This is a genomic window from Pseudomaricurvus sp. HS19, from assembly GCF_009857815.1.
Taxonomy (GTDB): domain Bacteria; phylum Pseudomonadota; class Gammaproteobacteria; order Pseudomonadales; family Cellvibrionaceae; genus Pseudomaricurvus.
Window position 1 is genome coordinate 248,759 of the sequence record NZ_WVVW01000003.1, and the last position, 12,679, is coordinate 261,437.

10 protein-coding genes are annotated in these 12,679 nt (G+C 58.2%); 6 read left to right on the forward strand and 4 right to left on the reverse strand.

All coding sequences use genetic code 11. The features are described 5' to 3' along the window. The first annotated feature begins 201 nt into the window (after positions 1–201). Both GSF27_RS11765 and GSF27_RS11770 read left to right on the forward strand, forming a co-directional pair. Complete coding sequence (locus GSF27_RS11765) at positions 202–852, forward strand: TetR/AcrR family transcriptional regulator (protein WP_160969249.1); 651 nt, start codon at positions 202–204, stop codon at positions 850–852. 218 nt (positions 853–1,070) lie between these two features. Continuing rightward, a complete protein-coding gene (locus GSF27_RS11770) occupies positions 1,071–1,814 on the forward strand; it encodes a 2-oxo acid dehydrogenase subunit E2 (protein WP_160969251.1) in 744 nt (247 codons plus the stop codon). A 139-nt stretch (positions 1,815–1,953) separates the two neighbouring features. Here GSF27_RS11770 and GSF27_RS11775 read toward each other — a convergent pair whose 3' ends face one another. Then, positions 1,954–2,844, reverse strand: coding sequence for a LysR family transcriptional regulator (locus tag GSF27_RS11775; RefSeq protein WP_160969253.1), 891 nt, complete (start codon positions 2,842–2,844; stop codon positions 1,954–1,956). Between the two features lie 139 nt (positions 2,845–2,983). On the opposite strand from GSF27_RS11775, the gene GSF27_RS11780 reads away from it, so the two are divergent. After that, positions 2,984–5,404: an arylsulfatase gene (locus GSF27_RS11780; protein WP_202410412.1), complete on the forward strand. Its 2,421-nt coding sequence runs from the start codon at positions 2,984–2,986 to the stop codon at positions 5,402–5,404. A gap of 120 nt (positions 5,405–5,524) precedes the next feature. After that, complete coding sequence (locus tag GSF27_RS11785) at positions 5,525–6,049, forward strand: YfaZ family outer membrane protein (RefSeq protein ID WP_160969255.1); 525 nt, start codon at positions 5,525–5,527, stop codon at positions 6,047–6,049. 126 nt (positions 6,050–6,175) lie between these two features. Here the strand turns inward: GSF27_RS11785 and GSF27_RS11790 are convergent, their stop codons facing one another. Beyond that, positions 6,176–6,925 (reverse strand): sulfite exporter TauE/SafE family protein, encoded by a 750-nt coding sequence (locus GSF27_RS11790; protein ID WP_160969257.1) that lies wholly within the window; start codon positions 6,923–6,925, stop codon positions 6,176–6,178. 225 nt (positions 6,926–7,150) lie between these two features. Here GSF27_RS11790 and GSF27_RS11795 point away from each other — a divergent pair, with 225 nt between their 5' ends. Together GSF27_RS11795 and GSF27_RS11800 are read left to right on the forward strand one after the other, a co-directional pair. Further along, the gene (locus tag GSF27_RS11795; protein WP_160969259.1) at positions 7,151–9,316 is read left to right on the forward strand and encodes a molybdopterin-dependent oxidoreductase; all 2,166 of its coding nucleotides are present in this window, start codon (positions 7,151–7,153) and stop codon (positions 9,314–9,316) included. Positions 9,317–9,393: 77 nt separating this feature from the next. Continuing rightward, the gene (locus tag GSF27_RS11800) at positions 9,394–10,131 is read left to right on the forward strand and encodes a hypothetical protein (protein WP_160969261.1); all 738 of its coding nucleotides are present in this window, start codon (positions 9,394–9,396) and stop codon (positions 10,129–10,131) included. Positions 10,132–10,153: 22 nt separating this feature from the next. Here the strand turns inward: GSF27_RS11800 and GSF27_RS11805 are convergent, their stop codons facing one another. Further along, entirely contained in the window at positions 10,154–10,969 is an 816-nt protein-coding gene (locus tag GSF27_RS11805) for a putative RNA methyltransferase (protein WP_160969263.1), read from the reverse strand. A 457-nt stretch (positions 10,970–11,426) separates the two neighbouring features. After that, positions 11,427–12,035, reverse strand: a complete 609-nt coding sequence (locus GSF27_RS11810; protein ID WP_160969265.1) for a glutathione S-transferase family protein — start codon at positions 12,033–12,035, stop codon at positions 11,427–11,429. Positions 12,036–12,679 lie beyond the last annotated feature (644 nt).

Sequence of the window (12,679 nt, forward strand, 5' to 3'; positions counted from 1 at the left end):
TATTTGCTGCTGCTTTGGTGACCTTTTCTGCGCCTTTTGTAGGGGTCGCAATTTAAGAAGTGTTAAGGCATACTGTTCAACACTGATGTATAAAATTGTCGGTAAGCCCCCTGATTTTGAGGTTTTTGGCGACATTACTGATGTGCAGACAGTAGGGCTGGCCAGACAGGTCAGCAACTGCAGACCGGGAGAAGAGCAATAATGGCAGACAGTACCCCCCAACTGACCAGACCGCGCAAGCGTCGGCGCGACCCGGAGCGCACGCGGGAGGCAATCCTTGAGGTGTCCGCCAAGTTGATGGCCAAAGACGGCCCGGAAGCGTTGAGTGTCTCCCAGGTGGCACAGCTGGCCGGCGTTAACCGCGGCACAGCCTACCACCACTTCCAGACCCGTGAACAATTGGTCAAAGCCACTACCGACTGGGTCAGTGAAAAAATGACCGATGCGGTCTTCGGTGACGCTGAGCAGCAGCGCAACCGCCCCGAGGTTGTGCTGGGTAACCTGGCCCACTTCTGTGTGGAGTATCCGGAGTTTGGTCGCGTCTGGCTGGTACGAATCCTGAGCATGGAAGACCGCAACCAGGATCACTTCTGGCGTCAGTTCAAGAGTCAGGTGGATCGGTTTGTGGCGTCCGAGGCTGCGCACGAGGGTATCGACGCCGAGGTACATGCGGTACGGGTGCTCACCAGTGCCATTCTGTGGCCGGTATGGATGCGCTCCCGCAGCGCCACACCGGAAGAGCGTGAGGAGATGGCCAGCCGCTTCACCCGCGAGATGATGCGCCTGCACCTGGATGGGCTGTTCCGCAAGGAGAAGTATTCCGATCTGGAGATGATGCCCACGCACCTGTAATTCCGCATTTAACCCCTGCAGGCCGTGACCGGCGGGGGAAACTCTCTATAATACGCGGGCTGCAATCCCGGCACGATCGGGAACCCACACTACCTGCGCCGCCTGGCCGACGGGCGGTGTCAATAAACCCATAAATCAGCGGTCCTTTCCCACAGCCGGAGCCACTCCGGGTACAGAGCGGGGATTGGCTGTTACCACGCTGTTGGAGATAACGAGTAATGAGTGATCAACTGTCAAACATGATGCCCTGGCCGGCCGAGGATTTTTCCGTATACGGCCCGGTAGAAGCCAAGCCCATGGGCAAGATCCAGGGTTTTGTGGCCAAGGCCATGCACCGCAACTGGGTCTGCATTCCCCATGTAACCCACAACGATGACGTTGATATCACTGGTTTCGAAGCGCGCCGCAAGGCCTGGAACGCCGCCAACCCGGACAAGAAGCGCACCCTGCTGCCAGCCCTGATCCAGGGTTCTGTCGAGCTGCTGAAGCAGTTCCCGCAGTTCAACACCTCCATCAGCCCCGACGGTGCCACCCTGTACCAGAAGGACTACTACAACATCGGTATCGCCGTGGACGTGCCCAGCGGCCTGCTGGTACCCGTGCTGAAGAACTGCGACCAGAAGAACGTGGACGAGATCGCCGGTGAGCTGGTGGCCATCTCCGACAAGGCCAAGACCAAGGGTCTCTCCATGGCCGAGATGAGCGGTGGCTGCTTTACCCTCTCTTCCCTGGGCCACATTGGCGGCACCAGCTTCTCGCCGATCATCAATGCGCCGGAAGTGGCCATCCTGGGTATCACCCGCGCCAAGCAGCGTTTCCTGCCTGACGCTGAAGGCAACCCTGAGCTGCACACCCTGCTGCCACTGTCCCTGAGCTACGACCACCGCATCATCAATGGTGCTGACGCGGCGCGTTTCTGTCAGGCCATGGGCAAGTTTCTGGCGGAGTACGAGTTCGCCTGAGAACGTCCGGTTTACTGACCGGATACCCGCGTCGCAGCAGTGGCGCGGGTCTTCACCTCCCCCCTGCTTTTGATCTCTCCCCCCGCAAGTATCCGGCGTTTCTCTCTATACGCTGGCTATGCGCTGGCTATTCGCCGGCTCAGCTCCCTGATCCGATATCCCGGAAAAAGTCCCGCATATAGCTCGCCACCAGTTCGGCGGCCGGCGACAGGCGACTCTCCTGCAATCTGGCCATATAGACCTCAATTACCTGGGTCTGGGTGCTGCTGTCGGTCAGCTTGAGCTCCCGCAGGGTGCCGGCTGCTATCTCCTCCCGTGCCATCAATGGCGAGCTGACCCAGATGCCGTTGCTGTGCTGGGCGGTGCTGCGCAGGATGTCGTAGTTGTCGCAGATAAAGGTGCCGCGGGAGCTGGGGATGAAGCGCTCCATCTCAACAGCGCAAAGACTGGTGTAGGCCAGCAGGTTCATGCGGGTCACCTGTTTCTGACGCAGCAGCGGGTGATCGGCGCACACCAGGAAGGCCATGGGAATACGGCCAATCAGCTCCAGCTGCAGGTGTTCAGTGACTGGCAGCATGGCCTGGCCACTGAAAATCATCTCGATATCGCCGCGGTCCAGCTCCTCCGCCAGCATGTCCACCGCCTTTACGGCGGCACGGGCCTTGAGCTGGGGATAGGTGTTCACCAGATGGGCACTTAGGCCGGGCAGGGCCAGGCTGCCAATCAGCGGGCCCATGCCAAAAGCGACGCTGCCTGACTGCCCCTGTTGGTAAAGCTGCAGGTTGCGTTGCAGCAGTTTGGAGCGGGCCAGCAGGGATTCCGCTTCCTCCACCGCCAGCTTGCCCAGCTTGGTGAGGGTGACGCCGTTGCGACCGCGGTCGAACACCTGGATACCCAGTTGCGCCTCCAGTGCACTGATGCTGCGGCTCAGGGCTGGTTGGGTGATATGCAACACCTCCGCCGCCTGGGAGACACTACCGATGCGGGCTACTGTCACCAGTTGGCGCATTTTTTTAAGATCAATTTCCATGCTTTCAGGGCATCTATATATGATGAAATATGCAGTTTAGGTTATGGAAATAGTAGGGCATAGTGTGCGCACAATCCATCACCCTCACTGGGGACGGCGTGTCCGTACCGGCGGGGGCTAAGAACGAGAACGATAAGCTATGAGATCGCTTACCCGATTGATGCTGCGTGGCTGCCTGCCCGCTGTTTCCCTGCTGCTGCCGCTGGCGGCAACGGCGGCCGATCCGGCGCCGCTGGATCGCAGTTCACTGCCCATCCTGCCCGCGCCTTATACTGGCACTCTGGGGCCGACTGTCGACGACTCCACCCCCCAGTACCCCAACCCGGTAAGGGCACCTGAAGGTGCTCCTAACGTGCTGCTGGTCATGACCGACGACGTGGGCTTCGCCTCCGCCAGCACATTCGGTGGCCCGGTACCCACCCCGAGCCTGGATAAGCTGGCCGATAACGGTTTGCGCTACAACCAGTTCCATACCACCGGTATCTGTTCACCCACCCGGGCAGCACTGCTGACCGGTCGTAATCACCACGCTGTAGGCACGGCGGCGGTGGTGGAGCTGAACTCCCCGTACCCTGGTTACACCGGTCATGTGCCACGCAGCGCGGCAACCGTGGCCCGCGTCCTGCGTGACAATGGTTACAACACCGCCATGTTCGGTAAGGACCACAACGTACCGGCCGGTGAGCGTTCCCCTTCCGGTCCGTTTGACCAGTGGCCCACTGGTCGCGGTTTCGAGTACTACTACGGCTTCCCCGCCGGTGATACCGACCAGTTCAATCCGGCGTTGTACGAAGGCATCACGCCTATCCATGTGGACAAGCGTCCCGACGACTACATGCTGGACAAGGACCTGGCTGATCGCACCATCAACTGGATTCACAACCAGAAGGCTTCCGATCCCAACAAGCCTTTCTTCGCCTATCTGGCCACCGGCTCTGCCCACGCACCGCACCAGGCTCCCAAAGAGTGGATTGCCAAATTCAAGGGCAAGTTTGATCACGGCTGGGACAAGGAGCGCGAGCTGATCCTCGAGCGCCAGATTGCCCTGGGTGTGGTGCCTGCCGGCACCAAACTGTCAGAGCGTCCCGATGTAGTGCCTGCCTGGGACAGCCTCTCCGACAAGCAGAAGGCCGTCTACGCCCGCTACATGGAAGTCTATGCCGCCATGCTGGCCTACCAGGATGCCCAGTTCGGTCGCGTCATGGACGAGCTGCAGCGCATGGGGATTGCCGACAATACCCTGGTGATCTTTATTGAAGGTGATAACGGTTCCAGTGGTGAAGCCGGTACCGAGGGCACGCTCAACGAAATGGCCCACCTCTCCACCAAAACCTATCACGATCCCGACGTGGACTGGATCTACGACAACCTGGACGAGCTGGGTGGCCCCAATACCTATCAGGGCTATCCGCTGGGCTGGACCTACGCCACCAACACGCCGTTCCCCTGGTTTAAGACCCACGCTTCCCACCTGGGTGGTGTGCGTAACGGCATGGTGCTCTCCTGGCCGGCAAAGATTGCCAATACCGGCGAAGTGCGTCCCCAGTACCACCACGTGATCGATGTTATGCCCACCATTCTGGAGGCGGCGAACATTCCGGCACCCAAGACTGTGGATGGCGTGAAGCAGCAGCCCATCGATGGCAAGAGCATGATCTACAGCTTCAACAATGGCGCTGCCAAATCCGTGCGTGAAACCCAGTACTACGAAGTGATCGGCAACCGTGGCATCTACCACGATGGCTGGATCGCCAATACTGCGCCGCGCAACATGCCGTGGAATATTGCCCGCGACCGTCCCGGCAGTGACGTCACTACCTACGAGTGGGAGCTGTACAACCTCAACAAGGATTTCAGCCAGTCCAACAACGTGGCAGCGGAGTTCCCGCAGAAGCTGGCGGATATGCAGAAGCTGTTTGATGCCGAAGCGCGCAAACACAATGTCTATCCGATCCAGGACACCGGCGGTATGGCCCGCGCCATGCACATGGCGCAGAAGGCTGGTTCCTTCCGCAGCGACTATGTGTTCTGGGGCCGCGATGTCTCTGTACAGCTGATGTCGGCTCCGCCCATCACCATGATGCCATTCAGCCTGGAGGCAGAGATTGTTGTGCCCGAGGGTGGTGCTGAAGGTGTGATGGCAGCGGCCGGCAGCCGCTTTGGTGGCTGGAGCTTCTATCTCAAGGATGGCAAGCCCACGGCTTTTGCCGCCGTCTCCCCGCAGCCGGGTTACTTCACCCGTATTGCGGCTGACAAGGCCCTGACTCCAGGTCGTCACACCGTACGCTACGACTTCACCTACAACCTGATGGACGATGCCGGTACCCTGGTGATCTCCGTGGACGGTGAAGAGGTGGTTGAAGCCCAGGTGCAGAAGCGTCCCGGCATCATCGCCGGTAACGGTGAAACCTTCGATACTGGTCGCGACAGCAACCTGCCGGTAACCACCGACTACGTCGATCAGGGTATCTTTACCGGTGAGATCAATAAGGTCAGCGTCAAGATCAGAATCGACCTGCTTCACATTATGAAACAAAAAGTGAAGGCGATGATGGAGTAAAATCCTTCGCTGCGCTGTCTTCATAGCGTGATGGCAGTAGCAGCGATGGTGAGTCTGTTTTTCAACACCTCTCCGGCGTTACACTACCGCCCGACATGGATCCTTAACTCTGGAGAGGTTATGAGAGTATTAATCGGCGCAGCAACTCTGCTGGCCAGTTCGATGGCTTTGGGCGATGTGGCACTGCGCATCGGTGATGACTCGTTGGCGCTGCACCTGGACGGCGGTATGGGGGCTGAAGCCTCTACTCAGCTGGGGCTGGTGCACAACGACGATACGGACAGCACACTGGTTACCGGCGGCCTGTTCGTAAACGGCAAGCGCGACGGTATCAGCGGTCGTGTCGGTGGCAAGGCTTTCTATGCCGACTGGGATGACAGTGGTTATGGTGTGGCACTGGGCGGTGAACTCGCCGTTCCCTTTAACAGCGACTTCTCCATGGTTGCCGGCCTCTACTACAGCCCGGACATGCTCTCTTTCTCCGATGCCGATGGCTACGAAGAGTGGTTTGTGAAGTTTAACTTCCACATCTTCGAGAACGCCCTGCTCAGTGCCGGCTACTCCTCTGTCGAGATCGACGTGGATGGACGCCGGGATGTGGAGCTGGAGGACGGCCTGTTCCTGGGGATGTCCCTGCGCTTCTGAGTGGTTGTTACCGGTCGTCTCCGGACGCCCGACACTGCCACCGTTTAAAAAGCCCGCAGTGCGGGCTTTTTTCGTTGTGGGAGTTTCGCGCGAGTACAAAAGATCGCCCGGGCGATCCTTTCAATTTCAGCGCAGGAAAAAAATCACCGCTACCGCCAGGCCAACCAGGACAATAAATCCCCTCAGCCAGCGAGCTGGAATATGATAGGCCAGGGCTGCGCCACCATAGCCCCCGGCCACGGCACTCGCCGCCAGCAGCCACAGGTGACTGAAGTCCAGCAGGCCGCCCACGCCATAAATCACCACCGCCACGGTTGTCAGCAACGCTGACATCAGGTTCTTCAGCCCGTTCATGCCATGCAGGTCGTTCTGTCCCAGCAGGTACAGGACTGCCAGCAACACAATCCCCACCCCGCCGTTGAAATAACCTCCATAGACGCACACACCACACAGCAGTAACCAGTGCCAGCGGGGGCGGGATCGGTTGGAGTGGCCTCCCTGCAGGAAGTACGGGGCAAAGGCGAAGAGCCCGCTGGCAAACAGCACCAGCCACGGAATCAGGGCGTTGAACAGTTGCCCGGGACTCAGCAGCAGGGCGACGGCCCCCAGTGCGCCCCCGCCGAGCGTCAGAACCACCAGCGTCAGCCAGGAGATGCCCGCAGGCAGTCGCATGCTGCGGCGGAATTTCCATACGCTGGCCACATAGCCGGGCAGCAGCGCCGCTGTGCCAGTGGCGTTTGCCAGCAGCGGCGGCAGGCCCACCGCGACCAGGGCTGGCAGGGTAATAAAGCTGCCACCCCCGGCCACAGCATTGAGTGCACCGGCCAAAAAGCCGGCGGCGATCATGATGGCGCTTTCAAGTATCCAGTTTTCCATGGCGGGCATTGTGTCGATGGCATGGAGAACTGGCAAGCAGGGGAGCAGAAGCGCCAGGCCGGAGGTGCCAACAGCACCAAGCCGGAGGTGCCCACAGCGCAAGCCGGAGGTGACAGAAGCGCCAAGCGACCCGACATTGAGGCGCCCGCTAGTGAATCCTGCCGTCAGCGGCGGGATACTGGTGGCTGTCTGCGCTATAACCATAAAACCAGCACCGGAGTTGCCATGAGTCATACCGCCAAAACCTTTTGCCGCAACTGCAGCGCCCTCTGCTCCATGCAGCTGACCGTGGAGGAGGGACATATCACCGGTGTGGTGGCGGATGGCACGGCGTCACCCTATGGTGCCTACATGTGCGCCAAGGGGCTGGCGGCGGTGGACTTTCATAATGGTGCCGAGCACCGCCTGCTGGAGAGCCTGAAGCGCAACGATGACGGTGGCTTTGAGGCGATAGCGGCCCCGCAGGCGCTGGATGAGATCGCCGCGCAGCTGCAGCAATTGCTCCGTGAATACGGTCCCCGCTCCGTGGCCCTCTATCACGGTACCGGCGCCTACCGCAGTGTGCTGGGAGCCCAACTGGAAAAATCCTTTCTGTCAGCCGTGGGTACGCCCAACCTGTTTTCCACCATGACCATCGACCAGTCCGCCAAGTGGGTCACCAATGCGCGTTTGGGGGTGATGGCCAGTGGCAAGCCCGCCACCGACGATATCGACCTGGCGGTGTTTGTGGGCAACAACCCGGTGGTTACCCACCAGACCTACCCGTTTACCGCCGGCACCAGCGGTTCGCCGGGGCGTTCCATTGCCGAAGCGAAAAAGCGCGGTTGCAAAGTCATCGTCATCGACCCCCGCAACAGCGAAACCGCCCGCTACGCAGACTTGCTGATCCAGCCCCTGCCGGGACAGGACGCCGCACTGTTTGCCGCCATCGCCCATACCCTGCTGCGCGACGGCACCTTTAATCAGTCGTTCTGCGAACAGTTTTGTATCCAGCTGGATGAGTTGCGGGATGCCGTGGCGCCGTTTACGCCGGAGTTGGCGGCCGCCCGTGCCGATGTGCCGGTGGAGCAAATTGAACAGGCCGCTGCAATGATCGGCGCCGCGCAGCGAGCGTTTGTGGGCAGTGGCACCGGCCCTTCCATGTCCCTGCATTCCAACCTCAACGACCACATGATCGAAGTGGTGAATGCGATGGTGGGTGGTTACAGACGGGCCGGTGACCGGGTGCGCAATCCCGGTGTGCTCAATCCCCGTGTCACCCTGGAGATGGCAGTATCGCCGTCACGCAGTTGGGAGAAGGGGGTGAAGTGCCGCACTGCCGATGTGGGACAGCTGCTGGGTGAATTCCCCACCGCGTTATTGCCACAGGAGATACTCACACCGGGGCCGGACAAGATCCGCGCCTTGATCGTGTTTGGTGGCAATCCCTTGATGGGGCTGGGTGATCCCGCTCGGGCGATTCCTGCCTTTGAGGACCTGGACCTGCTGGTGTGCCTCGATGCACGTATGAATGCCACCTGTGATTACGCCCACTACGTTATCGCCACCTCGCAGCCGTTTGAGCGTCACGACATTACCACCCCCGGTGATGCCCTCTATCCGGAAGCCTTTGCCCAGTATGCACCACCGGTGGTGGAGAAGCCGGCGGGCACGATTCACGACTGGGAGTTTTTCTGGGAAGTGAGCGCGCGCATGAATATGCCGCTGACCCTCAAGTACTGGACCTACGGCAAGGTGTTTGATGCGATTGAAGATGGCCTGCCGCTGAGTGTTACGGATAAGCCGGACCCGGAGGATATGCTGCGGTTTCTCTGCAAAAACAGTCGCGTATCGTTCGATGAGTTAAAAGCCAATCCCTCCGGTGTACGCCCGGAGCTTGAACCCCACTATGTGCAGAAACCACCAAAGGATTTTGGTGGTCGGTTGCAGTTGTGCCCGCCGGATGTGGCGGCGGAGTTGCAGCAGGTTCTGGAAGAGCAGTCGCAACCCGGATTTGGCTTTTACCTTACCTGCCGGCGCGTACTGGAAAATATGAATGGTGCCTATCTGGACAGTGACCGCTCCCGGAAAAAGTATCCGCTCAACTGGGCCTATATGAACCCGGAGGATATGGAAGAGCAGGGCGTAGGGGAGGGAGAGGAGATCCGTATCGCTTCAGCGCATGGTGAAATCGTTGCAGTGGCAAAGGCGGAGCCTCGCTTGCGCCGGGGTGTGGTTTCCATGACTCACATGTTCGGCAAGCTGGTCTCTTCGGCAGGGGATATACATGGTGAAGGCGGCAGTAATGTGGGGCAGCTGACGTCGCTGCAGCAGTATCTGGAACCGATAAATTTTATGCCGAGGTTCTCTGGGGTGCCGGTGAATGTAGTGGTGGCTTCATGCGCGGGCTGATAACTATCAGCAGGGTTTGATATCAATTACTATGTGCTACTACAGATTTTGTGATTGTCGTGTTTTAAGAGGCGAAATTGAAGAGTTTTGTACTGAGGCCGGGAAAGTGTCGAGTAATCTTTTTTGATCTTGAATTTTATGTGCCTGTGGCTGGGCGGGATAAAGAGGGATTTTTATACAATCCTTGGGATAAAAGTTGTAAGTTTTTGGGTGGTTCATTTCTGGTGGCAAATCCGGAAAAAGACTTGAATCTGGATACGGAGATTAACCCGGGAAGGGTGAGTTCGCTGTGGCTCTGGAAAAGTGGGTCGGAGCGTAAACTCCTGGAAGATATATATGATCTTCTGAAGAGCGCTTATGATCTCGTATACAGGGCCCATCAGGGTAAGGTTTCGCCAATCCTTTGTGGGATCGGCATTTCGTCGTCGGATGTTCCAATATTATTTGAGTTATTTAAACGGTATAAAATACTGTCAAATTCCGATGCTTTTTCGTTCCAAAATAAGTTCCGGATTATTGATATCTCTCAGTTGGCGATAACTACCTTTAACAATAAGTCCAGTTTTACATACCCAAAAAGTAAATCATTAATACTCCAGAAGTATTTGCCAGAAAAGAAGTTTGATAGTGGGGTGAGAGTGTGGGACTTATATGATCAAGGTCATACGAGTGCAATAGAGGGGCGAGTAATAGATGAGGTGCTCTGTACCCGACACTGCTATATGAAAATCCTTTCGGATGTGCGTACATTTAAATATTTGGAGAAAAATAAGAAGCGACTGACATCTGTTTACAGTGATTCTTCGTCAATCTGAATTAATTTTAATGCCGCGGGTTTTAGTGCTCGTGGCAGTAGCGTCTCACCACAAACTCCACCGGTGTTTCCAGCTCCTCACACGCCGCCAGCTCTGCCTGTCGCTCGGCGCTGGTATGCCAGTAGTAGGGCGTCATCTGCAGAAGGTCTTCAACAGCACTTCCCACCACTTTAATGTCAGCGCTTACGGTCTGTTCGCTCACCAGTTGTAGCTTCTCCACCCCTTCCACATTCTGGAAATTGCCCTGATGCTCTTTCACCTGATCGTAGATGCGGGCAGCCAGTCCCTGCAGGTGGGAGGGGCCGGGGCCAACAATTAACAGGCTGGCGCCGGGTTTTAAAATGCGCACACACTCTTCACCAAAGGCCGGCGCAAACACGGACAGTGCCAGGTCAAAACTGTTATCGGCAAAGGGCAGGTGGGCGGCACTGGCAACACTGAAATTACTCTGCTGCTGTTGTTTGGCTGCCATGCGTACGCCGGTCTTGGCGATATCAATGCCGAAGGTTTCTGCGGGCAGGTAAGCAGTCAGCGCACGCAGGTAGTAGCCCTCGCCGCAACCGATATCCAGCAGGCTGGTGATGTCCGGCAGCTGGCTGATTTCGTTCGACAGGGCGTCAATCAGCGGCTGGAAGTAACCGGCTTCGAGAAAACGGCGGCGGGCCCGCAGCATCTCGTCGGTATCGCCGGGCGCCTTGCTGCGTTTGCTTTGTGCTGGCAGCAGGTTGACGTAACCCTCCTTGGCCATATCAAAGCAGTGTCCCTGTGGGCAGCGCAGTGTGCGCTCAGCCAGTGTCAGGGATTGTTGGCACAGGGGACAGCGGTAGTGAATGGTCATAGTAGGCCGGCGCTTTGGAAAAGGCGCCAGTGTAGCAAATTCCGGGATGCCAGGAGTTACTGAGTTTGGTTTTGATGACACTGCCTGGTGTTGCAGGAGCGCATTCCCATGCGCGAATAGTTCAATGCTGTCATGGCTGCGCACAAGGTCAATTGCGGCTTGGGTGCAAGAGGGCGCTCTCTGGGGTGGGCGGAAATCCGGACTCTACTGAGGTCTCTGGATCCCCGCCTTCGCGGGGATGACGAAGTCTGAGCGACGACGGCGGTTGGCTGTTATCTGGTACCGGCTTTCATACAATCGCGGTTTTCAACCTGTCACACATAAGCCCCGATCCCGGGAAAACGTCATTTTCTCACACCTCCCTCATTCTCACACACCTCCCTCATTCTCACACACCTTCGTCATTCTCACACGACCTTCGTCATTCCCGCGAAGGCGGGAATCCAGAGCCGGGGATTCAGGGAGCGAACTGCTGAAATACCGGTGTCGCCTCCATTCGAGCCGACAGCGCAGCCAGCGCCGGGGTTTTGAGGTCACTGATGGAGGCCGGCACCGTTGTACGGGCAAAGCCCCCGGCAATGGCAGCTGTGATGGTCGCTTGGGAATATTCACTGGCGACCACTTCAGGCTGGCTGTCGACCAGACGATCCAGTTCACCCAGGCCCGCTTGCAGCTGGGTTTCCAGTCGCTGCAGCCAGGGCAGGTGGCGCACATCGGCGGGACGCAGGCGGGTCTCGTAAACAATCTGCAGACACTTCTCCAGAGCCGCCAGCGCCAGACTCGCTGCACGGTATTCCCTCTGTCGTATTGCGGTGTCAGCGGACCAGAGCGACTTGCCATCAGTCAGCGTGCTCTCGGCGTACTGAATAATCAGCGACGAATCCATGATCTGCTCACCGCTGTCGCACACCAGCGTGGGCACTTTCATCATCGGGTTGATCTGGCTGAGGGCTTCGCTGTGCATAAACGGCGACAGTGTCTGCACTTCGAAAGGGACGCCCAGCAGGGTCAGGGAGATGGCGGTACGACGGTGGTAGGGGGAGTTGTTGACGCCTATGAGCTTCATGCTGGAATCCGGGACTTGTTGTTATGGAAAGCAGCAGCTTAGCGATTGGGGGTGGTTGGGGGCCAGTTAAGTGATGGGGGGATTGTGTCAGATTGGGGAGGATTTGGGGTGGGTTGGTTTTTTTGGGGGGGCTTTGCACGCTGTTCGGAGTGAATTTGGGCTTTGGGTTTCGCCTTGCCGGGCGAGTCACTTTTCTTTGTTTGGGCAAAGAAAAGTAACCAAAAGAAAGCCCAGCCCCACCTCCGCGCCGGAAAGCAAAAACACGCTTTCCGGTTCCCTGCGCTCCTCGCGCTTCCGGGGTCGCCTTGAGGCGCCGTCCCTGGCGCAACAAGGCTAAGCCGGCCGTCCATGGCCGTCTTCCCCCTCCAGCACTGCGGTGCTCGGCGCTACGCAAGGGGCCCCAGGTCCGTGCCACATTTGATTATGAAAGGACAAAACAAACCCCTGCCCTGTCATTGCGAGGCGCGCTTTTTGGCGCCGCGGCAATCCATGTGTGGCACTCTGTAGAGCACTTTTTGGAAGCCATGGATCGCCACGCTGCGCTCGCGATGACGATTTGGACTTTGCCGCAATTCAAACGCGCTTTCCAAGCTTTGTTTTCAGTTCCTATGGCACGGACTCAGAACCCCGTGCGAGCTGCCGAA